Genomic DNA, 22,702 nt, shown 5'->3' with positions numbered 1-22,702 from the left:
CCGGAGAAGTTAACCATCTACCGCCGCTATCCGAAAGTTGAGCGCCGGGCGGCGCCGATTTTTTGGCCTGATTGAGACATAGCCCGCGCTGGTAGTTCGGCGGGTAAGCCGTACCCGGCGCTTGTGCGTGTAGTGATCCACGGACACGCGGAAAACACGCGTACATATCGTCTCTATCACGCTGCGGGCGCTCATCGTGGAACTCTTCGCAACCTCGGTTAGGCTCGCCGATGCTATGACGATTACGGGTTTTGACTCGACGGGCCAGTCGACCGGTGAGAGCGTTCTGCCGTCGCGCCAAGTGACCGCTGCCGAGGACCTGGACGCCGAGCTGCGCGCACTTGAGGACGGCATCGCCACGGCGGCGCCGGCCTCCGCCGTACCCGCCGGGGAGAAGACCGAAGAGCAGGCCACGGCACCTGTCCGGCGTCGTCCTCTGTGGCGTGCCCTCACCTGGCAGGACGTTCTGGCAATAGCAAGTTTCCTAGCTGTTGCGCTCTTCGTCACGGCTCCGTTGTGGCTCAATCTCGATCATGAGTTGCGCGATGATCCACAGGATCAGGCTTTCTTCGAGTGGATGCTGGCGCACGGTGCCCGCGTGCTCACGGATGGCGTTTATCCGTTCTTCTCGGATCGCATGAATTACCCCGATGGGGTGAACATGATGGCCAACACCTCGGTGTTGGCCGTTTCGGTGCCACTGACGCCGATCACTGAACTGTTCGGCCCGCATGTGGCGTTCAACGTATTCCTCACCGGTGCATTGGCATTAACCGGTGCTTCATGGTATTTGGTGCTCGCCCGCCGCCTGGTGACCTCCCGGGCGGCCGCCTGGGTCGGCGCGCTGGTCTGCACCTTCGCGCCGAGCATGATCGCGCACGCCGCCGGCCACCCGAACATCGTCTCGCAGTTCCTGGTTCCCCTGATCATCTGGCGCACGCTGGAGCTGCGCGTGCCCGGCCGGGCGGTACGCAACGGCCTGCTCCTCGGCGGTCTGCTGATCTGGCAGGCGTTCATCAACCTGGAAATCCTGTTCATGACGGCGGTCGGGCTCGGCGTCTTCTGCGCGGTGCTCGGGCTGGTCCGGCGCAAGCGGCACCGCGGTGAGACCGTCGCGTTCCTGCGCGGGCTAACGGTCGCCGCGGTGCTGGCCATCGCCGTGCTGGCGTACCCGTTGAGCGTGCAGTTCTTCGGCCCGCAGTCGTACCAGGGGCTGGCCGAGTCGGTGCGCGGTTTCGGGGCGGACCTGGGCTCCTTCACCGCCTACTCCACCCACTCGGTGGCCGGCCGGACCACCCAGCCGCTGCTGCTGGCGCAGAACCCGTCCGAGCAGAACGCGTTCTTCGGCTGGGGCCTGGTCGTCCTCTTCTTCGGGCTGATCCTCTGGCTGCGGCGCAGCGCCGCGGTGCTGACCCTGGGCGCGCTGGCCGTGCTGTTCGCGGCGATGTCGCTCGGCCCGAGCATCCATCTGGACGGCGCGGACACCGGGGTGCCCGGCATCTGGGCGTTCCTGCACCACCTTCCGGTGCTGAACTCGGCGGTGCCGACCCGGTGGGCGATGGCCATCGCGCCGGTCGTCGGCATCGTGCTCGCCCTCGGCTGCCAGCGCGCCGCCGACCTGGTCCGCACCCAGCCGCACACCCGCGGCCCGATCCGGATCGCGATGATCACCGCGGTCGCGATGGCGCTGGTCCCGATCGTGCCGACCCGGCTGGCCTCGGTGCCGATGGAGCCGGTGCCGGACTTCGTCACCTCCGGCCAGTGGCAGCGTTACGTCGACGACCAGCACACCATGGTCACCCTGCCGCTGCCGGACGGCAGTTACCCGGCCCCGCTGCGGTGGAGTGCCTACACCGGCCTGGACCTGCGGATCGCCGGCGCCTACGCGCTGCTGCCCACCCAGAACCCGCAGGACCCGTCCGACCACACCGCGGCGTTCGCTCCGCCGTGGCGCCCGACCAGCGGGCTGATGGCCTCGATCCGGCAGGGCAACCCGACTCCCGAGGTGACCGACGCGCGTCGCGAGATGACCCTCGCCGACCTGCGGTACTGGAAGGCCGGCGTGGTCGTGCTGACCCCGCAGACCCGGGACGTCGAGATGCTGCGCACCATGTCCGACCTGCTCGGCTTCCGCCCGACCTGGACCGGCGGCGTCTGGATGTGGGATGTGCGCGACCTGGTCGACGACCCGGACGCGGTGCTCACCGCCGAGGCCAGCAGCTGACGGTCGTTCCGTCGACCGGATCCGGACGCCGCCGAGGCGGGCGGCGGACAGTCGTACCGTCAATCGCCAGGCCGCGGACCGCGAGGTTCGCGCCGACCTCGCGGCCGTCTCTCTTTCCTTGGGGTACGCCGCGAGCGCGGCCGGAAACCGTGGGAATCGCCGCGCCTCGGAGGAATGCTGGATTACGAAAGCGTGCGGCGGTAATCCGATAATCGGTTTTACGGCTTGATGCAGCAGCCCGGGCAGAGTTTCGGGGTCGGCAGCGTGAAGGCCAGGCAGCAGGTCTTGCGCTGCACGTCGAGCCCGCCGTGCGGGGCCGGGACCAGGTCGATCAGGTCGTCGATGCCGAGCGCGCCGAGAAGGAGGCCGATCGACTCGGCGGACCGGCCCGGGGTGGTGTCGGCCGAGCGCAGGATGCCGTAGGCGATGCCAGAGGCCAGCGAGCCGAGCAGCGGCCTGCTGCCGAGGCGGACCCGGGTGTGCAGGGCGTCCAGCAGCGGCGTCAGGTGCTGGTCGAGGACGGCCCGACGGAACTCGCCGAGCAGCGCGGCCTCGTCGCCGACGACGACCGCGTCCGGGTGGCCGCCGAGCGCGAGCGGATCATCGGGGAGCACCGCCACCGGGGTGCCCGGCCGCAGACCGAGCTTGAGCAGCACGCCGGGGTTGTCGAACTGCACCAGGACGTTGTCGGCGGTGATCAGCGGCACCCGCCGGGCGGAGGCCCAGCCGAGGACCGCGGGCAGGGCCAGCCAGTAGGTGTAGGTCTTCCAGGCGAGCGCGGCGGCGGCGTGCGGCTGCGCCCGCCACTGGCGGCCGGCGGACTCCAGCAGGGTGCCGAGGCGGGGGCCGGTCAGCTCGGCCGCCGGGATCCAGCCGGCCCGGTCGGCCACGATCAGGCCGGGCGCCAGCGTCGCGACCGGCACGCCACGGAACATCGTGTGCAGGGCGGCGGTCACGGGAGCCAGCGGGTGGGCGCCGGTGCGCAGCAGGGTGACGGTCACACGTCCACCATTTTCTCCACCTCACCGCTCCTGCAGTGGCCCCGGCTCGATCCGCGGCCCGGTCGCTCGCCGGGCCTGGTTGTCGTGGTGACCCGAGGTGACCGAGAGTACCCGGTTAAGGGTAGGCTAACCAATATCTCGGCCGGGATCTTTCGGACGAATACCCTCCGCAAGGTTCCTCTAACGCAGAGTTAGGGCGATGCCGGTTTTGTCAAGGTACCTGTCGGCAACGCGCTACTAGCCCCATCCGGATACCCGACGCCAGCGACACTGATGGTGCCGTCGCGAAGGGGACATCCGTGATGACCACCTCGCCCATTGAGAGGGCCGCAGACCAATTCGTCACGGCGCTTGCGCAATGGCGGGTCGAGCGCGGGATGACCAAGAAGCAGCTCGCCGCGCGGATGGGCTTCGACCCCTCCTACGTCAGCCACGTCGAGGGCCGCCGCCACAAGCCGACCGAGGACTTCGCCCGCCGGGCCGAGGCGGTGCTCGGCGCCGGCGGTGCCATCTGGCAGCGCTTCCAGGAGTACGACGAGCTCCGGCACGCCCGTGGCTCGGCGCTGCACCGGGATCCGCCGGTGCCGGTCCAGTGGTTGCCGCCGGGCACCGGCCTGGTGGTGGAACGGGAGATCGCCGAGCTCACCTACGTCGGCGGCGGCTACCGCTGCCGGGTGATCCGGTCCCTCTACAACGCCGGCGTCGAGCCGGTCACCCGCTACCTCGTGAAGATCTCAGTGGATCGGTACCCGAGCGACCCGGCCGGCTCCAACCGGCACCACCGGGAGAACCCGCTGACCTTCGAGGAGATGGACGTCAGCGCGATGGCCGGCGAGGGTGACGCGGCCGAACCCATGCAGTGGCGGGTCAAGCTGGACCGGGACGCGGCCAAGGAGCTCTGGCTGCTGTTCGCGAACGAGCGCGGCCAGTTCCCGCTCTATCCCGGCGAGCGGACCACCATCGAGTACGCGTACACGGTCGGCGAGGAGAAATGGGGCCAGTGGTTCCAGCGCGCCGTCCGGCTGCCGACCCGGCAGCTCACCGTCCGCCTGAACTTCCCGCAGAGCTTCGAACCCCAGGTGTGGGGCGTCGAGGTGTCGCTGGCCGCGGAGGTTCCGGTTCGCAGTCCCCTGGAACGCCGCAACGAGGGAGGTCGCGCCATTTTCGAGTGGTCTACCGATCAGCCTTTGTTGAACGCCCGGTACCGCCTGGAATGGCGGTTCCGCGGCGCCGACGCACCGCGGTACGACGAGGTCGGCCCGCCTGAGCCACCCGCCCTGCCGCGCGCCTCGCACCGGATGCGCGGCATCGGGATCATCCAGCGCGGCTCCGACCTGCTCCGGCAGCGTGCCAGGCATTTCCAGCTGCCCCGGGAGGGACCGGCCGCCCGGGAGACGGTCACCCGCCTGCTCACCTCGCTCGCCCAGCTGGAGGACCTGCACGAGTTCAGCAAGGGGGTGGGCCTGGCCGCCCCGCAGATCGGACTGCCGGTCGCGGCCGCCGTGGTCCGCCCCCCGGAGCGCGAGATCCAGCCGGTGGTGCTGCTCAACCCCCGGGTGGTCGGCGAGTCGCGGGACGGCGACGAGCAGTACGAGGGCTGCCTCTCCTTCTTCGACTACCGCGGTCTGGTCGCCCGGTCGCTGCGGATCGAGGTGGAGCACGCCCGTTTCGACGGCACCCGGGTGGTGACCGTCTTCGAGCGGGCCCTGGCCCGGCTGATCAGTCACGAGATCGATCACCTGGAGGGACGGCTGTACGTGGACCGGATGGAGCCGGACGCCAAGCTGCTGCCGATCGCGCAGTACCAGCAGAGCGGCCAGCCGTGGGACTACTAGCCGGCTAGTCGCTGAAGCTGTCGTACTTGATCCGCATCGACGGGACCTGCAGTTCGGCGAGGGTCTTCAGGGTGGCCTTGACCATCGAGCCGGAGCCGGAGACGAAGAAGTCGTGCTCGTTCCACGGGCCGTACCGGGCCACGATGTCGGAGATGTTGCCCTGCTCGCCGGGGAAGGTCGGATCCTCGCTGCACGCGGTGACCACCGACAGCCAGGGATAACGGGCGGCCAGGCGGTTCAGGTCGGCCAGGTCGTACAGGTCGTCCCGGGTCCGGGCACCGAAGAAGACGTGCACCCAGCGGGTCCGGTTGTACCGGGTCAGCTCCTCCAGCAGCGACTTCACCGGAGCCAGGCCGGTACCGCCGGCCACGAAGACGGCGTCCCGGGTCGATCGCCGATCCAGGGTCATGGTGCCCATCGGCGCGGCCACCTTGATCATGTCGCCCACCTTGAGTCGTCGGACCAGCGCGCTGGACACCCAGCCGGCGCCCACCGCCCGTACGTGGAATTCCAGGGAGTTGTCCCGGCGCGGCGCGTTCGCCGGTGAATAGGTGCGCCACAGGCGCGGCTGATAGGGCGTCGCCTCCAGGCTGACGTACTGGCCGGCGCGGAACTCCAGCGGCTGCAACGGCAGCACGGTGAAGACCGCGATGTCGTGTGAGCGGCGCTCGTGGGCGACCACCTCGCCGTACCAATAGGGTGGATTCTGATCGGCGTCCGCACCGGCCAGCATCTTGCTGGCGATCACCGCGTAGGCGTCCGCCCAGGCCTGGTCGTACTCGACACCCCACTGCTCGCCGGCGAACGACCGCATCGCCTCGATCAGCGCCCCGCCGACCACCTCGTAGTGCTCGGGCAGCACGTGGAACTTGCGGTGGTCCCGGCCGAGCGCACGCAGGTAGTCGTCGAACCGCTCGGGATCCTCCAGGGTCTGCACCGCCGTGACGATCGCCGACAGCAGCCGGGTGCGCTGCACATCCATCTGCACCGGGAACAGGTCGCGCAAGCCGGGGTGCGACAGGAACATGCGGGCGTAGAAGTATCCGGCCACCTTGTCCTGATGTTCCTCGACGAGACTCCAGCTCTCCTTGAGCAAGCGTGCGAGGTCTCCCATGCATTCAGGGTGGTCAGCACAGTCGGGAACACGACGCACCAAAAGTGCGACTCGTCACGTCTCCCGGCGCGTCGCGCGCCGAAATGGCCGAATTTGGTGCGCCCTACAGTTAGTGCCGTGACTCTCGAAGGCCAGCGGTCCACCCGATCGGCGTACTCCGCCGAGATCGTCATCGTCATGCTGCTGTCGCTCGGGCAGTCGGCGATCTGGTCGCTGGTCCGGCTGACCGCCACGCTCACCGACGGCAAGCCGCTGGCCAGCCACACCGCGACGCTCAACGCCCCGCTGTCGCCGCGGCCGTACCTGGACCTGACCTATCAGCTGCTGAACATCTTCTTCGACCTGGTTCCGGTCGCCCTGGCCTGGTACCTACTGCGCCGCGACGACATGCGGCCCGGCCGCGACCTGGGCATCGACTTCCGCCGGCCGGGCTACGACGCGGGCTGGGGCGCCGCCCTCGCGGCCGGCATCGGCATCCCCGGGCTGCTGCTGGTCTACGCCGCGCTCCGGCTCGGGATCAGCGCGCAGATCGTGCCGTCCGCGCTGCAGCCGTACTGGTGGGCGGTGCCGGTGCTGATCCTCTCCGCGATCCAGAACGCGGTGCTGGAGGAGGTCCTGGTCGTCGGGTACCTGATCACCCGGCTGCGGCAGCTGTCCTGGTCGACGCCGGCGATCATCGTGTGCTCCGCCGTGCTGCGCGGCTCCTACCACCTGTACCAGGGCTTCGGCGGCTTCGTCGGCAACGTGGTGATGGGGGTGATCTTCGCGCTGTTCTACCTGCGGACGAAACGGGTGATGCCGCTGATCGTGGCGCACAGCCTGCTCGACATCACCGCGTTCGTCGGTTACGAGTTGCTGCCGGACTCCTGGCTCGAGTGGCTCAAGTACCAGCCGTAACGGCGCTCCGCCCGGGTCGCTACCGCCTCGGCCACGTTGCGGCCGCCGAGGACCGCGCCGAGCAGGCTCGCGCCCGGCAGGAACCGGTCGGCAAGCCGCAGGCCGGCCCAGGCCGCGCCACCCCGGTAACCCGGAAGGAGGACCACGATCTCCGCGGCCCGGTCCGGATGGGTGGGATCGAGACCGTACGCCGCGGCGAGGTGCAACACCAGCTCCGCGTGCGTGAGCGCGGCCGTGGCCATGAAGGCGACCGGGGCGTAGGTGCCGGAGAGCGCACTGAGTCCGCCACGCAGTGCCGCCGTGCGGGCGAAGCGGGCGGTGGCGAGCCGGGCCAGGGCTTGCGGGGTAGCGGCCGGGTAGGTCGCCCGGGTGTGCGCGGCCCAGGCGGCGGCTCGGGGGCCGAGGGTCTGCACGGCGGTCTCGGCCAGGAGCTTGGCGGCGTTGCGGGGGTCGGCCAGGAGGCGGGGCCAGAGGTCGGCGGCTAGTTGGTCGGGGGTCGGGCTGGCCGGGTGGGTGAGGGCGGCGCGGGTCGGCTGGGCGGGGATGGGGCGGGGCTCTTCCCTACTTACCGTCGTTGCCGCACTTGCCGTCGTTGCTTCCGGGACGCTTGCCGTCGTTGCTGGCGCGACTGAGGCGACTGCCTTTTCTGGCGGGGTCGCCTCCACCGTGGGAGCTGGACTCTGGGCCGCGGCCTCTGCCGGGGTCACTGTCTTGGCGGGTGTGGCCTTGCGGGGGCGCTTGGCCGGGGTGGCGCGCTTCGCCGGCGTCTCCGGGCTCGCTGCCGGATCGGTGCCGGCGGTCTTGCCCGCTGTGCGGGCTCGAGGAGCGGCCTTTTTCGCTGCTGGCGTGGCGGCCTTGGCGGGGCGTGCGGCCTTCCTGGCGGCCGGTGTCACCTCTGCGGTCGGGGCGGGTCTCGTGGCCTCGGGCTCGCTCGGAGGTGCCGTCGCGGGTTCCTCGGGCTCGCTCGGAGATGCCGTAGCGGGCATCTCGGGCTCGCTCGGACGTGCCGGGCGAGGTGACGTCGCTCGTGTGGTCTTGGGCACTCTTGCCGACGGCTTGGGCTGGGCGGGACTTTCCGGCGTACCGGAAAGGGGTTTCTCGGGGTGACCTTCAGCACTGGATCCCGGCCGCGGCGGCTGGAAGGTGACCGCAGGCGGCGCCCCACGCCGCGCCGGCGGGGCAGCCGGCTCCTGAGAACCCGGTGCGCTGAACGGCGCGCGCGGATCCCGCCCACGCCCCGTCTGCTTCTCCTCCATCCTGCGCAGCCTAGTCGCAAGCGCAACGTTTCGCCTGTTCGCAGCCTTCGTGGCAGATCTTCGGGAGGTTTCGGGCGGACCTCTTTGTGTGGCCCCGAGACGGTCCGGTATCCTCAATCCTCGGTGACTCTCACGGGTCACCGAGGAGACTTCGCCTAGTCTGGTCTATGGCGCCGCACTGCTAATGCGGTTGGGGTTTTAAAGCCCCTCCCGGGTTCGAATCCCGGAGTCTCCGCGCGAAAGTCAGTGTGTATGCTGGCTGAGCACTGAACGAGCGCCCGTAGCTCAATGGATAGAGCATCTGACTACGGATCAGAAGGTTAGGGGTTCGAGTCCCTTCGGGCGCACTTTCAGAAAAGGGCCTGGGCTGCGGAAACGCGGTCCGGGCCTTTCTCGTTGTCCGGCCTTTGTAGAGGTTGGGTGGCGTGTGGGTGGCACTTGGGTGTCGTCACCTTCCGTGACGGCGCAGGTGCTTGCGGACCCGTGACCTGGGATTGTGGTTCTTCTGGTTCGGCTTATCCGCTGGGGTGGTTTGTTTTTCGTCGCGGCTCGGGGGACGGTTCTTCGCCGCTTTGTGCTTGATCCGCTTCCTGGTGTGCCGTGCCGCGGCGAGGACCAGGGCTGCTGTCGCGTCGGCGCAGCGGCGCTGCGAATCGGGCAGCACGCTGGTGTAGGTGTCGGCGGAACCACGATGCTGGAGTGCCCAAGCGGATCTTGGAGCGTCTTGAGGTCCGCGCCGGCCTCGTGGGCGAGGGAAGCGGCGCCGTGCCGGAGGTCGTGCAAGCGGACCGGTGGTAGGCCGGCGCGGGTGGTGAGTTCGCAGAATCTGGTGGTGGCGTAGCTGGGGTTGATCGGTTCGCCGTCTTTGCGGGTGAAGAGGTAGCCGGAGTTGACGCATACCTGGTTGTTGTCGTGCCGTTTGTCGCGGTGGGCGAGTTGGCGGCTGCGGTGTGTCCGCAGGACCGCCACGGTGTGCTTATCCAGGGCGACGGCCCGGCGGCCGGCGGCGGTTTTGGGTTCGCCTTCGACCACGGTGTAGCCGGCCGTGGTGCGCTGGCGTTCGACGAACAGCAGCCCGCGGTCGAGGTCGACGGCCGCCCGCGTGAGGCTGCCGAGCTCGCCGCGGCGCAGTCCGCGCAGTGCGGCGAGCCACCAGAACGCGAACAGCGAGTCCTCGACGTTGGTCTCCAGGAAGGTGGAGAGCTGCGCGGCGGTCGATACCGCGACCGCCGGGTGCTCGCCGGTGAGTTCCCAGTGCTCGACGGGGCCGTCGGTCCAGACCTGGGCGTGCGGGCGCCGGTAGCCGGCGATCTCGATGTGCCGGGCCGGGTTGCTGTCGATCAGCTCCTCGCGTACGGCGAGGTTCAGCGTGGTGCGCAGGTGCTTGAGCGCAGACGGCGACTGCTGGGCAGGCCCTTGGCGTTGGTGGTCTGGGCGATCTCGGCGAACACCGCGCGCAGCAGCGGGCCGTCGAAGTCGCTGAGCCGGTAGTGGCCGAGGTAGGGGATGAGAACGAGCTCGACGTCGCGGGTGTAGTGCAGCCGGGTCGTGGGCCGGATCCGGGTGCGGGTGTCGAGCCAGTGCCGCAGCCAGCGTTCGACGGTCCATCCGTCGCCGGCGCGCCGGCGGCGCTGTCGGCCAGGCAGTCCTCCCACGCGGCCTGGGAGACGAATCCGTCCCAGCGGACTCTCTCAGAGCGGCCGAACAGGTCGGGTGCGAAGCACTGGAAGTACCACGTACCGTGGCCGCGCTCGGGCAGCCTCGGACAGTTCTGCTCCATTCCTGGTTGTCCATTGGGATTTTGTGCTGTTTAGGTGATGCGGGCCGTAGGGCACCGTCTCGCTGTTGGCGCTCAGCGAGTGGTGACGGTCGGAGTTTCTCCTGGTGAGGCGGCTCCGATGGCTGGGTGCTTTCGCTCGCGTGCGGTGCGGGTGGTGGCAAGGTGGCAGCCAGACTTACCTATGGCCGTCGGACGGGTGTGGTCGTGTCCGCGACATGATGATTGATCGGGTGGCCCTCTTGCTGGGTGCGGCCGCTCATTCTCACTGGGCCGTCCGCGGTCACCGCCCGGGTGGGGACGGTGGTGGTGCGGTCTGACAGTAAGCCGAGGGAGCTGGCCGCGGTTGGTGCCCGTCATCGCGATGTCGGGCTGGCCGGTCCTCGCCGAGCCGGTCCCGTGATCGTTTAGCGGGCGATGGTGGGCGGTTCGCGTCGTAACGGTTTTTGACCTGGGTGTAGTAGTCGTAGCCGGGTGCGCAGGCACGGGCCGAGGTCTTCGCGGCTTCGAACAGCAGCCAGCGCAGCACCTCAGGGCCCTGGCGGGAGAGCCGGCCGGGGCTGCGTTTGCCGTCGGAGGAATGCACGGTGATGTCTAGGCCGACGAACCGGACCGCTTTGCGCGAGGACGAGAATCGGTCGGCGCCGCCGAGCCGGGCGCACAACGCGAGCGAGCTGAGTGGGCCGACGCCGTAGATGTCGTGCATCAAGGCCCGGGCGCCCTTCAACCCGCGGGCACTGGACAGCAGCCGGCGACGGAGCCGGTCGAGGTGATCGGCGAGGACATCCATGACCGCCAGGGCGGTGTTGACCCGCAGCCGTCCGGAGATCGACAGCTGGTCGTCGACGATCGCGCGCAGCCGGGCCCGGTCACCGCGGATGATGCCTGCCTGCCCGGGCGCGGTAATGCCTTGGTGGAAGCAGACCGCCTGGATCCGCTGTCCCCAGCCGGTGTGCTGGGTGCGCAGGTCCTGGTAGAGCTCCAGCATCGCCCGATATTCCAGAGCCTGCGCGGGCGGGATGTAGCACTGCGGCAGCCGGCCCGCGGCGAGCAGCTCCCGTAGCAGTTTCGGGTCGGCCTTGTCGGTCTTGGCCCGCCGTTTCGGGCGACGCAGCGCGGACGTGTCGGCCGGCTCAGCCAGATGCGCGATCACACCCGCCTTGGCCATTTCTTCGGCGATGTAGCGCCAGCCGATGCAGCCCTCCATCGCGAACGCCACCGGCCCTGCGGTGGCCGGGTCGAACCGGGTCAGCCAGCCGGCCAGGTGCTCCCGGTCGGCCGGCGTGATCCGGCCACGTTCCCATCTCCCGTTCTACTTGTCGACCCAGTCGAATGTCAGCTGCTTCCGATGGATGTCCAAGCCGCCTACGATCGACATTCGGGACCTCCTCAAGCTCCGTGACCCTCGATGTCCAACGCAGAAACCTGCGTCTGAGCTGAGGAGGCCCTCCACACCCGTGAAGGTCAATGCCCCGAACGGCGTACACCTCGACTCAACCCACCGGCCACAACCGGCCGATGCATGTCATCTCATCTGCCGCAATCCGCGCGTTACTCCGCGTTCTTGAAGAGCTCGCCGAGAACGCCCATCTTGTCGGGTCGTGTCACCAGCAGGAGCAGGGCGAGCGCGACCATAGGGTCGAGTGCAGGGTCGCTCTCGGCTCGCAGGGTGCGGACGGTGCGGCCAGGATCAGACTGCTCATAGGCTCGGAGAACGGGGCGCTCGGCAACGGTCACCTCGACTCGCACCCTCAGTCGTAGCCATGAGCGGTATCGCGGGCTGCGGAGGTGATAGTCCTGCCCCCACAATCGCACGATGTCGCCGTGGCGCTCACCCACCTGCTGTCCGTGCGCAGTCAGCAAAGGGCGTCCCTGGTTGAAGTCAATGAGCAGACGCGGTTCGTCGCCGACCCGATCGGCGCCTGCCAATACACCGTAAACACCACTGCCCTCCTGTACGGCGTGCGCCCCAGCACGCGTACCGGAGGGTTCGAAGGAGAAGGTGGCGCTGAGCCGGGAGACCAGGGCCTCAACCGGAAAGAATCCATCGGCCGCGGTCGGTTTACTCACGCGGGTCATGCTAACGAGGCCGCGCTCCAGCCACTGAGCCAGGAATACAGGATCAATGACAGTCCACCCTGCCTCCGGCGGGCGCCGCCGTGTCGCCGCTTCCTGAAGAGTGACCCCGTAGGGATCCGTCGGTGATCGCATGGCGCCTCGGCGGTCGCGTTTGACGCTGTCCGCTCTGCGAATTGGCTCTCCCGGGCTGACCTGAACAGCGACGTTCCAGGCGGGTTCTACAGAGTGTGATGGCGTCGCGTGGTGATCCGTGGGTGATCGGATGTCGGCGACCGTTTCAGTACGGGCGCGACTGAATCAGCACGTTTGAGCGGTGCCGATCGATCAGTGGCTGGCCGGAATCATGCACTCGGCCCTGACCTGCCGGTCCGTAAAGCATCTCTGAACTGCGAGAACGCCTTTGGGCTGCTCAGCACCCGAGTGGTTACGGAGCGTACTAGTGACCACCAGTCGTCTGACTACGGATCAGAAGGTTAGGGGTTCGAGTCCCTTCGGGCGCACTTGATCGAAAAGGGCCTGGGCTGCGGGAAGGTGGTTCGGGCCTTTCTCGTTGTCCGGCCTTTGTAGAGGTTGGGTGGCGTGTGGGTGGCACATGGGTGTCATCACTTTCCGTGACAGAGCGGGTGGCGACGGCTGCGTGACCTGCGGCTTCGCTTCTTGGTCGGGTGCCGTTTTTCCGAAGGTGTTTCTTTTTCGGCGCGCCCCGCGGGCCGGTTCTTCGCGGCCTTCTCCTTGATGCGTCTGCGGGTGTGCCGTGCCGCCGCGAGGACCAGCGCTGCGGTCGCGTCGGCGCAGCGGCGCTGGGAGTCGGGCAGCACGGTGGTGTAGGTGTCGGCGGTGACGACGATGCTGGAGTGCCCGAGTAGATCTTGCAGGGTTTTCAGGTCCGCGCCGGCTTCGTGGGCGAGGGAGGCGGCGCCGTGGCGGAGGTCGTGTAAGCGGACCGGTGGTAGGCCGGCGCGGGTGGTGAGTTTGCGGAATCTGGTGGTGGCGTAGCTGGGATTGATCGGTTCGCCGTCCTTGCGGGTGAAGACGTAGCCGGAGTTCACCCAGACCTGGTTGTTGCCGTGCCGTTTGTCGCGCTGGGCGAGTTGGCGGCTGCGGTGCGCCCGCAGGACCGCGACGGTGTGCTTGTCCAAGGCGACGACTCGGTGGCCGGCGGCGGTCTTGGGCTCGCCCTCGACCGCGGTGTAGCCGGCCGTGGTGCGCTGACGTTCGACGAACAACAGCCCGCGATCGAGGTCGACGGCCGCCCACCGCAGCCCGCACAGCTCGCCGCGGCGCAGTCCGCGCAGTGCGGCGAGCCACCAGAACGCGAACAGCGAGTCCTCGACGTTGGTCTCCAGGAAGGTGGAGAGCTGCGTGGCGGTTCACACCGCGACCGCCGGGTGCTCGCCGGTGAGTTCCCAGTGCTCGACGGGGCCGTCGGTCCAGACCTGGGCGTGCGGGCGCCGGTACGCCGCGATTGGCGAAACCCAACGTTGGGGCGAGAAGCGGATGGGCCGCATCGTCCGCAGCTTCCTCGACGACTACCGCGACGGCGCAACCCGCGATCGCCGACAGCCGTCTCCTCGAGATCGAGAGCAGCCTCGACAATTCCGCCGCCCACGACGGCCTCAGGATCAAGACCGCAGCGCTCCGGCGAGACTTCACCCTGCGGACCGATCCGACAAAAACGTCTACGGCTTCCGGTCTTCCGCCAGCGGCTCGAAGACCTCACCCGCCAGGAACGCCTCGCGAACCAGGACCCCGAGACGAGCTCCGGCGTCGGCTACTGACCTGCCCCTCGGCGGCGGCACCCTGGTGCCGCCGCCGGCTCAGTCGCGCTAGTTGAGTCGGCCTGGAGCGCGGTGTTGCGTTGCCGCTGGTCCGTTTCTCCAGGCCGCTCGCCGAACCCGCCGTGCGCGTCTCCGCGCAACGGGCTCTCCACGGTCGCTGTCGTCAGGCGTTGTCGGGTGCGGGCCAGGGGTTGGGGAACGTGCGTTGCCGGTAGTGGGTCACCGGGGTGGCTGCGATCGACTGGTGCGCGGTCCCGTCCGCGGTGATGGGCAGCCACCTGCCGGTCGGCGTGGTGAACTGCTTGCGGACAGCCTTCCAGCTCCGCGGTGCCGATGCATGAGCATCGTGATCAGCCGTGCCAGGTGAACCGGTCCAGGGTGTGGAAGGTGTGCTTGGCGACGGCGTGCCGGAAGTAGTTGGCCCAGCCGTGCGTGACTTGGTTGAGCCTGGCCAGCACGGTCAGAGCCGATCGTGACTTGGATCACCAGTGAATACGTCAAGTAGGCAGCCACAGTCATATGCCCGAAATGCCAGTTAAGGGATTACTGATCGTAATGCGCCGAACATGGGCGCGAGTCACATCAACACCATGTGTTCCCTTTCTGCCGACAGCGGGCAGGAACGTCTGTTATAAATGGAGCCCACGTGGAGGAAGGAAACAGTCATCGATACGGCGGGCCCGGAATGCAACCGGTTGTGCTCAACTCCTACGTCGGCTAAAGAGTCCCGGCTCAGCAACTTATGAGGCCGGGACTTTGCATAACACCGTTCTAGATTTACCGACACTGTTGCAAGTCATGCGGGGGCAACAATGGAGGATAAGCGCATCAAGCGCACACGACGACAGATTCATCGCGCGCTCATCGAACTCAGCCATCAGGTGGGGTTTGACGCGATTTCAGTCGTGGACATCACGAGCAGGGCAGGCATCGGCCGCACCACGTTTTATCGCCACTACAGCGACAAGTACGAGCTGGTCGAGGCACTTATATCCGGCTTGAACAGGATCTTTCCGATTCCAGGCCCGGATGATGATGGAGATCTCGCTCAGCCTGTCGTGGAGGAGCATCTCATCGAGATATTCGACCACTTCGCCCGCAACGCGCGCCTCTATCAAGCATTGCTCATCCGCCATCGCAGCGAGTGGTTCACCGATCTGTTGAATGACCGGCTCAACAGCGTCGTACTGCGCCTGCTGAACGCGGACTGCTGCTTATCGCAACAGAGCGCGGATAGGCTCCGCGCAACCGCTGCGTGGATCACCGGCGGACTGATCGGTGCGGTTATTTACTGGCTACGTGATTCCGGCGAACGCCCCTATCGGGCCATTGTTCAGGTGTGCAGCGATTTCACGAGTCAGTCGTTCGCTCACTTCCCGGAATGTCGCACAGGAAGTGGACACCCGATGAGTGTCCGGCGCACGCGAGGCCCGCGCCCGTTGAGCGGCGTCGCTTGAGCAGTTCGGCACCCGAAAGAACAGGACAGATCTTGACTCGTTCCCCGGAAACTGACGGCAACGTCTCCTCACCACCGGCCACCGCTAAACCCGCGGGCCGCGGCCGAAGCGGTACCGGACAGATCCTGCGCTGGCTTGCCCTGGCGATCGTGGTCGTCGAGGCCGGACTGGTCCTGACCGGCGTCCTGGAACTCCGCAGCGCGCTCATCATCGCTCTTGGTCTTGAGTTGCTCCTGGCCGTGATCAGCCTGTCCATGGCCGTCGTCATGGTCCGGCACTACCGCCGGATGCGCGCGGACGGGCTCCCCGGAATGGACGCCTTCTGCACCTCGCTGGAGCACGTCCTGCCGCACCCGATCGGCCGCCTCATGAGCCACGAATTCCGTGTCTTCGAGGGCTTGTGGCTCCTTCTGCGCGGGCGCGACGCTGTTCCGGCCGGCGCCGAGAAGTTTCGCTACGGACGAGGGCTACTGCCGATGCTCTCCATCCTGGCGGCCCTGTCGGTCGCCGAGATCATCGTCGTCGAATTGCTGGTTCCCTGGCGATGGGTGCGAATCGCGCTGCTGATCCTGACCGTCTACGGCATCCTCTGGATCGTAGGCCTGCTCGGTGCGATCCACCGCAAGCCGCATTATCTGACGGCGGATCAGGCGCATCTGAGGTTCGGTCACTTCGGCGACATCCGGGTACCCATCGCGGCGGTGGCCGACGCCCGCGTGGCCACGGTCGCCGGTCTGCGTAAGACCGTGCAGATCGACGACGGAGTGGCGGCCCTGTCGGTTCTCGGCAGCACCACGGTGGAGATTCGGCTGGTACCAGGGTCCGAGGTCGTCGTCAGTGGCACGCGCCGTGGCGACCTCACCGCGATTCGTTTCGCCGCGGACGAGCCGTCGATGGCCGCCGCGCGTATCAACGCCCTTCGGGTCTCGCCGTCCTGAACAACAGAAGATCGCGGGCTGCCATACGCAGCCCGCGATCTGTCGAATCCGTCAGGCCGGCCGTTGCCACGGCGACTCGAGCACCACCCAGCTGTCCCGGGCGATCCCGCGCCGCACGAAGGCGTAGGGCATCCATCCGTAGCCGCGGTCGCCCCAATTCTCTCCCCAATTGTTCCGGAATCGGAGGGCACCCCGGTCATCGTCGTAGCCGACAACCAACACCGCGTGCCGTCCCAGGACTGGTTCCCCATCGGGAGGCACAGTCAACACGCCGCTTCGCAGCGACTCCAGCAACGAGGCGCCGAGCGGAAAGTCGATGGTCGTCGGGAGACCCCGGGCCACAGCATGCCGCACCTGGTCCAGATACGTCTCTCCGGTGACTTCCGGACCGTCGAGACGCCCATAAGTCACCGCGGTCAGCGCCGCGCCCTCAACCATGACCTCCGCCGGCGGCTCAACGTCGACGCGATCCGGTGTGAACGGCCAGCGGTGCTCGGGCACGAGACCGTAGCTGAGCCAAGCCGCCAGCGCATGTCGTACGGTGGAACCGTTCCGATCCGGCTTTCCGGCGATGCGCCGCGAGAGGCGGTAATTGAACAGCAGTGATGGCTCGAAGGAGCAGCCGGCTGTCCGGTTTGCCCAGTAGCGGCCCAGGCCGGCCACGACGGCTGCGGTACACAGCGGGTACAAGCCCTGGTCACCGACTGCGCCGGGAATCCAGTCGGCCAGGCAAATTCGGCGTGGCAGTGCCCGGATCGGCGACAGCGCGGAGCCGGTGAGGTGATCGAGAGTGACCACCTCACCGGCTCCGACTCGCGGCGCAGCGGCCTTCACGCCAGTCCCAAGCGCTGCATGCGCAGCAGGACCGAACGACGGAACTGTTCTTCGACGGCGAGCCCGCTCGTGGTGACCGGGCTTTCCAACTCGAAGTTGCCGTGTGTGTCGGTGCCGTTGACCAGCATCGCACCGTCCGGACCCCCGACCGGCGCGACGTCCGGCCGAAGGTAATCGATCGCGAACCCGACTCGATCGGCCGTTGTGGCGTTGCCGCCGGAGCAATGGGCCACGGCCATATGATGCATGGAGAACTGTCCCTGGCCGAGAATGGCCGGCACCACGGTGTCCTCGTCGATCTCCACATCGATCTCGAGGCCAACGGATCGGATCGCCGCGCGGTCCGCGCCGGTGCGATGACCGACGATTCCCGCCCGGTGCGAACCCCTCGAGAACCTCATCGCCCCGTTGCGTAGGTCCGCCGGGGTCAGGGCCAGCCACACCCGGACGGCCCCGGTATGGAACCCTTTCAAACTGTAGTGCAGGGCGTCCTGATGCCAGGCCATGCCACTGGTGCTCCCCGGCTCGCGGACGAAGACGTTAGTGGACCACACCAGCAAATCAGGGCCGAGCAGCCGGGACACCGCGCTCAGCACAGCGGGGTGCCGGATCAGCTCATCCGCCCACGGCGCGAGCAGATGAATCTTCGGGAAGTGCCGGAACGCCGCGCGCAGACCGCCACGCTCGCTGGCCTCCCGGTCGTACTGGTCGAAAGCCGCCAGATAGCGGGCGCACTCACCGGTCGTCAGCCCGTCGTGCGGAAAGACGAAGCCGTCACTGTCGAACGTCGTCATTCCGCTCCTTCATCGCCGCGATCGCCGGCGAGTATCTCCAGCAACTGGACCGCGTCGTCGCGCTTGGCATCCGGCGCATGCTCGTCCCAGATCCGGCGGATCCGTTCGGCCTCTTCCACACCGAGCCGGTCGGCCAGCCGGCGAAAGACGATCCCGACTGTACGGTCGGGGAAGTACTCCGCCTTCGCCGTCTCCAGAAGCGCCGTCCCGTCACCGGCGCTCAGCAGGTCACGGGCCACCAGCTCGCCGACAGCGATCCGGAAATTGACCATCGGCAGGCAGAGCGGCCGCAGCGACTCCGGATCGAAGGTGATCGCGACCTCGTCCTCGTCCTCGACTGCTCCAGTGCGGTACAGGTCGTAGACCTGCCCAACCCCCGTCATACCCCAGCGGCAGAGCTCCACGGCGCGTAGCGCACCCATGCTGGACGAACCGAAGAATGCGACGCCGCGCAGCATCGCTTTGTTGATCTCCTTAGGTGATATCGACAGGGCGTGCAGGAAGCAGCCGTCGACAATGGCCACGCGTCGCGGTGGCGCCGGACGAACCATCAGGGCATCGATGTCGCCGCGCCGTACCGGGGGAAGGTATTCGGCGTCCGGCAGAATCCGCCTCGCATGGCCGAGATCGAGGCTCGGGCCCAGAAAGACCACCGTGTCGGCGCTCATTGCCCACCGACCGGCGTCGCCAGCTGCTCCAGGCGGCTCGCTGCGGCCCGGAAGTGCCGCGTCGCCCGCTGGCCGATCCTGGATCGGTCCAGCGCCCAGGACTCCAGGCCCGGGACGATGACACGGACCACGCTCGCCGGGATGCCCGGTGCCGTCAGATCCACCACCAGCACTTGTGACAGGCCTTGCGCGCGGAGCCGATGCAGCATGAGATCCAGGTCCTCGACGATGTCCGCGCTCGGGTGCGACGGGAGATCCTCGAATCTCATTACCCGTGACGATCGCCGGTGGGCCCAGGCATCGGCGTTGAACCGGGACGCTCGCTGGGTGTGTCGCGCCCAGTGTGGCACCGTCGCATCCGGGAGGGTGATGTCCTCGCGCATCGCCTGCATGTCGACGACCCGGCTCTGCGCGGCTTCGACAATGGCCCGCACTACCGCGACCTCCGCGTCCGGATGGGTTCCGATGCCTTTGTGGCTGCGCGAGAAGGTGGGACTGATGTCCTCCTCCACCACCGCGAGCACGCTCGGGATCCCGGTCGCCGAGGTGATGTCCTTGAGATGCAGGCTCACGCCGGCCCGCTCGAACATGCGCACGAACTCGCCGGCACGCTCTGGCAGCGACGCCATGTCGATCGACGGGTGCATGTCCTGGAAGTACTGGCCGGCCTCGCGGGACGCGGGAACGCCGGCCCGGCCGGTCTCCGCTGCGCGGCTCAGACGGTTGCTGACGATCTCGGCCATCGTCCAGTCGTCACGTTCGATCAGCTCGCACAGGGCATGGCAGGTCGCCTCCTCCAGCGAGTTGCCGGACGCGATGCCGTTGGTTGTGGTGATCTCGTAGCACGGCACCTCGTGGTAGTACGTGTGGTAACCGGCCAGATATTGAGGAACCAGCACCTCTTCGGCGTTCAGCAGATCCCAGGACGGCACCCAGGAGATCGGCAGGTCGATGTCGTACTGATGGTGCAGCGCGATGGTGTGCTCACGCGGGTCCAGAGCCTTACGGCTGGAGGACACGAGTTCGGCGTACGACGCGATCGCCGCCGGACGAAGCGGAAGCGCCGCGCTGAACCGCTCGACCGCCTCCATGATCGCCGACGTCTTGGCGGCCAGCGCGGTGGCGCCCTTGCCGTTGTATACCGACAGGTAGTCGTTGCTCTGCGGGGAGATGGCGTTGTACACAGGGATGCCGATCCGGTCCAACCCGGTGATGTTGGCGATCCTCGTGATACCGACGCGCCCCAGATGCGGAGCGATGGCACGGAAGGTCTGTTCGGTGGTGACCTCCCGGTGCGGGCCCACCCCGTAGACCTTCGGTACTCGGGTACGGAACCGCATGATCACCGGCCCCCGGCGCGACGCACATCCGCCAGGTCGAGCTGTGACGAACCGTCACCGCGATACACGTATGCCAGATCCACCTGATCCCCCGGCTCGAGCGTCAGCACCTCGGGCAACGCCCAGACTGCGGTGTACCAGTGGCTGCGTTCGCTGCCACCCCAGGGTGCCGAACTGAACGTCGTCGTGGGTCCGAGCCGGGCCTCGAAGTACACCACCACGCCCGATACCTCACCGGCCCGGTCCGCAGTCACCGTGCACGTCGTCCCGAGATCGTGCACATCGCGGGAGAGGTCCACCTGATACAGCTCGCTGGGGCCGGAGCAGACGGGCCACTTCTGCACCACCTCGGGACGCTCATAGAAGCCGATGCTGCGCCGCCGGTCGAAGGAACGCATCGGACTGAAATCGATGCCGTACGTGTCCTTCCAGCGCAGAAGTTGCTCGTCGTGGACTCGGTGGTCCTCGCGCACGCGTTGTGGCAGTGCGACCAGCCGGGCGTACGAGCGGAAGCCTTGCGGCACGAACCGGGCATCGTCGGTGAGTAGTCGTCGGCGTGCGTCCTGGACGGTCTCCCAGATCGTCATGTCCAGGCCCTCGTTACCGACGATGTCGGTGCTGAGCACGTTGGCCTTCCGCGGCAGCTCCAGCTGGGTGGACCAGCCGCGGATGAACGTGATCCGGTCGGCGACCCCGTTGGCCTCGGCCACCTTTTCGGCCATGTGCACCATTCCGGCTGGCTCCACCGCGTACACATGGTCCGCGCCGGCCTGAGCGGCGGCGACTGCGAGGATTCCCGAACCGGTACCGAGGTCAAGCACCACGTCGCCGGGTCGGACTGTCTCACGCATGGCCCTGACAAAGGCACCCTTGCGCGTCAGGTCGTCGAGAATGCGCAGGTGCGCGTAGGCCGCGTCGTAGCCACCTGCCGGCCAGGTGGCCTCGCTGAACCCGACCACCGGCTCACGACGCAGTACGCCGGCGTTGAGCAGCTGAAGGAGGGTGCTCAGCAGCTGCTCGGAGGCGCGCGTCCCCTTGCACCGTTCACGCACTGCGGCGACGGCCTCGGCAACGGTACGCGGAGTATGCAACACATCGAGCAACGCCAATGCGTCTTGACCGGTCTTGAAGACTCGCCCAGAATGGTGGATTTTTGCCAGATTGCTGGTGTCGACGCCGATCAAGAGTTCCGGAACCCGGTACAGCATGGTGTTCGAGCTGATGGACAAACTGGTCTCCTACTCCGTCAGGGTGGTGCCCGGCGCGGACAGCGCCTTCGTGAGCGCGGCGACGACGATCGGCCGGAAGTCGCCCATCGACCCGAGCTCCCATCGGCCGGTCGCCAGGGAAAGCCCGGCCTTGGGTGGCACGACGTCGTAGCCGTCGTCGCGCAAGGTCGCGACGTTGCGCTGTACAGCCTTGTTCTTCCACATCGCCTCGTTCATCACGGGCACGATCACCACCGGGCAGGTGACGGCGAGGATGGTGGTGGTCAGGATGTCGTCAGCGATGCCGTGTGCCGCTTTGGCGAGGAAGTTGGCGGTGGCCGGCAGGACTACGACCAGGTCCGCCCGTTCGGCGATCGTCACGTGGGTGACCCGATCGTCGGCGGACGTCCGCCAATCGGTGACAACCCGGCCGTCGATCGAGGCTTCCAGGATCGGAAGGCCGATGAGCTCGCGTGCCGCGGCAGTCACGATGATGTCCACGTTCGTGATCTCCAACGATGCCTTGAGCCACATCGCCAGGTGCGGCACCGCGACCGCGGATACCGATCCGCACACCCCGATGACGACTTTGAGGGCTCGAGCCTTCGCGCTGAACTGTTCCGCGGTCAGCATCCGCACTCCCGCCCACATGGCTCAAGCCGGTCGGCGAACCCGGCGGTGAACGCGGGCAGGCCGGCGCTCACCAGCCGTACGAGCATCAATGCCGGTTCACGAACGCCGGTGGTCACGGCCCGCAGCGCGGCGTGTTCCACCACCGTGCGGACGATGTGCCCATGCAGCCTCGTCGCGCACAGCCGGGGGATGCGGTCGTCGCGGGCGTACCCGGCCACGAACGCGGATGCCGCTGCCCGCACCACCGGGTCGCCGGATCGGACGGTGCTATGAATCTCCGCGAGTTCGCCGAGTAGCTGGGCGAGATCCACTGCTGGTTCTCCACACCCTGCCTCCCGCCAGCCCAGCACGATTGGCGGGTCGTTCCAGGTGATGACCCCGAGCGAGAAACGCCCATGTACGAGGACCGGTGGGAGGGGCGACGGCCGCGGCATCGCGATCGGCAATTCAGCGGACAGCCACCGGCGTACGTCGTCGATCCGTTCACGCATCGTGATGTCGCGTGGCAGCTGGCGGCCCGTGGCCGGTAGGTCGCCCGGCACCGCGACGGCGTGCAGGCGGCGCAGGTACGCCCCAACCTTCCGGAATCGGTCCCCCAGCGCGCCGGCGGCATCCGGGGCCAGTCCCAGCACAGCGTCGAAGGCGAGCCAGGAATCGTCCACCGGCCGCCACGTGGCCGCGCCCGCCACGAGCCGGGGAAGGATCGCCCGGCATGGATCCTGCGGCAGGACCCGGCGCAGGTTCTCCAGGTCGTCGGCTCCGAGAAGCCCATCCAGGGCGCTGGGGGCCGTCTCCCGCCACTCCGCCACACCGCCGGTGACCGGCACACAGATACGGGAGACGAAAGCGCCGCTCAGGACTCGTTGACC

At 67.8% G+C, this 22,702-nt stretch carries 21 protein-coding genes and 3 tRNA genes; 8 read left to right on the top strand and 16 right to left on the bottom strand.

Annotation, left to right across the window (positions count from 1 at the left end; translation table 11 throughout):
- Positions 1-235: 235 nt before the first annotated feature.
- The gene (locus tag Actob_RS43215) at positions 236-2,224 is read left to right on the top strand and encodes a glycosyltransferase family protein (protein ID WP_407653516.1); all 1,989 of its coding nucleotides are present in this window, start codon (positions 236-238) and stop codon (positions 2,222-2,224) included.
- Between the two features lie 218 nt (positions 2,225-2,442).
- Here the strand turns inward: Actob_RS43215 and Actob_RS43210 are convergent, their stop codons facing one another.
- Positions 2,443-3,159 carry an IucA/IucC family C-terminal-domain containing protein gene (locus tag Actob_RS43210; RefSeq protein ID WP_284922531.1) on the bottom strand — a complete coding sequence of 239 codons (717 nt, stop codon included), beginning with the start codon at positions 3,157-3,159 and terminating at the stop codon, positions 2,443-2,445.
- Positions 3,160-3,527: 368 nt separating this feature from the next.
- Here Actob_RS43210 and Actob_RS43205 point away from each other — a divergent pair, with 368 nt between their 5' ends.
- Complete coding sequence (locus Actob_RS43205) at positions 3,528-5,060, top strand: peptide deformylase (protein WP_284917723.1); 1,533 nt, start codon at positions 3,528-3,530, stop codon at positions 5,058-5,060.
- 4 nt (positions 5,061-5,064) lie between these two features.
- Here Actob_RS43205 and Actob_RS43200 read toward each other — a convergent pair whose 3' ends face one another.
- A complete protein-coding gene (locus Actob_RS43200; RefSeq protein ID WP_284917722.1) occupies positions 5,065-6,174 on the bottom strand; it encodes an FAD-binding oxidoreductase in 1,110 nt (369 codons plus the stop codon).
- Positions 6,175-6,291: 117 nt separating this feature from the next.
- On the opposite strand from Actob_RS43200, the gene Actob_RS43195 reads away from it, so the two are divergent.
- The gene (locus tag Actob_RS43195; protein ID WP_407653515.1) at positions 6,292-7,071 is read left to right on the top strand and encodes a CPBP family intramembrane glutamic endopeptidase; all 780 of its coding nucleotides are present in this window, start codon (positions 6,292-6,294) and stop codon (positions 7,069-7,071) included.
- On the opposite strand, the gene Actob_RS43190 is transcribed toward Actob_RS43195, so the two are convergent.
- Complete coding sequence (locus tag Actob_RS43190; RefSeq protein ID WP_284917721.1) at positions 7,020-7,484, bottom strand: hypothetical protein; 465 nt, start codon at positions 7,482-7,484, stop codon at positions 7,020-7,022. The genes Actob_RS43195 and Actob_RS43190 overlap by 52 nt on opposite strands.
- Before the next feature lie 987 nt (positions 7,485-8,471).
- Here Actob_RS43190 and Actob_RS43185 point away from each other — a divergent pair.
- Together Actob_RS43185 and Actob_RS43180 are read left to right on the top strand one after the other, a co-directional pair.
- Positions 8,472-8,562, top strand: a tRNA-Ser gene (locus Actob_RS43185).
- Between the two features lie 39 nt (positions 8,563-8,601).
- Positions 8,602-8,674 (top strand) — tRNA-Arg (locus tag Actob_RS43180).
- Here the strand turns inward: Actob_RS43180 and Actob_RS43175 are convergent.
- The 4 genes from Actob_RS43175 to Actob_RS43160 form a co-directional block, all read right to left on the bottom strand.
- Positions 8,640-9,458, bottom strand: a complete 819-nt coding sequence (locus Actob_RS43175; RefSeq protein ID WP_328518459.1) for a site-specific integrase — start codon at positions 9,456-9,458, stop codon at positions 8,640-8,642. The genes Actob_RS43180 and Actob_RS43175 overlap by 35 nt on opposite strands.
- Positions 9,459-9,691: 233 nt before the next feature.
- The gene (locus tag Actob_RS43170) at positions 9,692-9,982 is read right to left on the bottom strand and encodes a tyrosine-type recombinase/integrase (protein WP_284917720.1); all 291 of its coding nucleotides are present in this window, start codon (positions 9,980-9,982) and stop codon (positions 9,692-9,694) included.
- Between the two features lie 405 nt (positions 9,983-10,387).
- The gene (locus tag Actob_RS43165; RefSeq protein ID WP_284917719.1) at positions 10,388-11,323 is read right to left on the bottom strand and encodes a transposase; all 936 of its coding nucleotides are present in this window, start codon (positions 11,321-11,323) and stop codon (positions 10,388-10,390) included.
- A 332-nt stretch (positions 11,324-11,655) separates the two neighbouring features.
- Positions 11,656-12,174, bottom strand: a complete 519-nt coding sequence (locus tag Actob_RS43160; RefSeq protein WP_284917718.1) for a hypothetical protein — start codon at positions 12,172-12,174, stop codon at positions 11,656-11,658.
- A 421-nt stretch (positions 12,175-12,595) separates the two neighbouring features.
- Here Actob_RS43160 and Actob_RS43155 point away from each other — a divergent pair.
- Positions 12,596-12,683, top strand: a tRNA-Arg gene (locus Actob_RS43155).
- A gap of 102 nt (positions 12,684-12,785) precedes the next feature.
- Here the strand turns inward: Actob_RS43155 and Actob_RS43150 are convergent.
- Both Actob_RS43150 and Actob_RS43145 read right to left on the bottom strand, forming a co-directional pair.
- Complete coding sequence (locus Actob_RS43150; protein WP_328518458.1) at positions 12,786-13,445, bottom strand: site-specific integrase; 660 nt, start codon at positions 13,443-13,445, stop codon at positions 12,786-12,788.
- An 866-nt stretch (positions 13,446-14,311) separates the two neighbouring features.
- On the bottom strand, positions 14,312-14,419 hold the full coding sequence (locus Actob_RS43145) for a group II intron maturase-specific domain-containing protein (RefSeq protein ID WP_284917717.1): 108 nt from the start codon (positions 14,417-14,419) through the stop codon (positions 14,312-14,314).
- Between the two features lie 354 nt (positions 14,420-14,773).
- Here Actob_RS43145 and Actob_RS43140 point away from each other — a divergent pair, with 354 nt between their 5' ends.
- Both Actob_RS43140 and Actob_RS43135 read left to right on the top strand, forming a co-directional pair.
- Positions 14,774-15,418 (top strand): TetR/AcrR family transcriptional regulator, encoded by a 645-nt coding sequence (locus Actob_RS43140; protein WP_284917716.1) that lies wholly within the window; start codon positions 14,774-14,776, stop codon positions 15,416-15,418.
- A 32-nt stretch (positions 15,419-15,450) separates the two neighbouring features.
- The gene (locus tag Actob_RS43135; RefSeq protein WP_284917715.1) at positions 15,451-16,356 is read left to right on the top strand and encodes a hypothetical protein; all 906 of its coding nucleotides are present in this window, start codon (positions 15,451-15,453) and stop codon (positions 16,354-16,356) included.
- Positions 16,357-16,407: 51 nt separating this feature from the next.
- On the opposite strand, the gene Actob_RS43130 is transcribed toward Actob_RS43135, so the two are convergent.
- The 7 genes from Actob_RS43130 to Actob_RS43100 are packed head-to-tail and all read right to left on the bottom strand — an operon-like array spanning position 16,408 to position 22,660.
- Complete coding sequence (locus Actob_RS43130) at positions 16,408-17,154, bottom strand: C1 family peptidase (RefSeq protein ID WP_284917714.1); 747 nt, start codon at positions 17,152-17,154, stop codon at positions 16,408-16,410.
- A gap of 32 nt (positions 17,155-17,186) precedes the next feature.
- Positions 17,187-17,984 (bottom strand): phytanoyl-CoA dioxygenase family protein, encoded by a 798-nt coding sequence (locus Actob_RS43125; protein ID WP_284917713.1) that lies wholly within the window; start codon positions 17,982-17,984, stop codon positions 17,187-17,189.
- Positions 17,981-18,652 (bottom strand): TfuA-like protein, encoded by a 672-nt coding sequence (locus Actob_RS43120; RefSeq protein ID WP_284917712.1) that lies wholly within the window; start codon positions 18,650-18,652, stop codon positions 17,981-17,983. The genes Actob_RS43125 and Actob_RS43120 overlap by 4 nt, the downstream gene beginning before the upstream one ends.
- A complete protein-coding gene (locus Actob_RS43115) occupies positions 18,649-19,992 on the bottom strand; it encodes a YcaO-like family protein (RefSeq protein WP_284917711.1) in 1,344 nt (447 codons plus the stop codon). Before Actob_RS43115 ends, Actob_RS43120 begins: the two co-directional genes overlap by 4 nt.
- Before the next feature lie 2 nt (positions 19,993-19,994).
- Positions 19,995-21,221 carry a 50S ribosomal protein L11 methyltransferase gene (locus Actob_RS43110; RefSeq protein WP_284917710.1) on the bottom strand — a complete coding sequence of 409 codons (1,227 nt, stop codon included), beginning with the start codon at positions 21,219-21,221 and terminating at the stop codon, positions 19,995-19,997.
- A gap of 9 nt (positions 21,222-21,230) precedes the next feature.
- On the bottom strand, positions 21,231-21,833 hold the full coding sequence (locus Actob_RS43105; RefSeq protein WP_284917709.1) for a flavoprotein: 603 nt from the start codon (positions 21,831-21,833) through the stop codon (positions 21,231-21,233).
- Positions 21,827-22,660: a phosphotransferase family protein gene (locus tag Actob_RS43100; protein ID WP_284917708.1), complete on the bottom strand. Its 834-nt coding sequence runs from the start codon at positions 22,658-22,660 to the stop codon at positions 21,827-21,829. The genes Actob_RS43105 and Actob_RS43100 overlap by 7 nt, the downstream gene beginning before the upstream one ends.
- Between the last annotated feature and the right edge of the window lie 42 nt (positions 22,661-22,702).

Origin of the sequence: Actinoplanes oblitus (assembly GCF_030252345.1) — a bacterium.
Lineage (GTDB): Bacteria > Actinomycetota > Actinomycetes > Mycobacteriales > Micromonosporaceae > Actinoplanes > Actinoplanes oblitus.
This window is presented reverse-complemented; position numbering and strand designations above follow the sequence as displayed.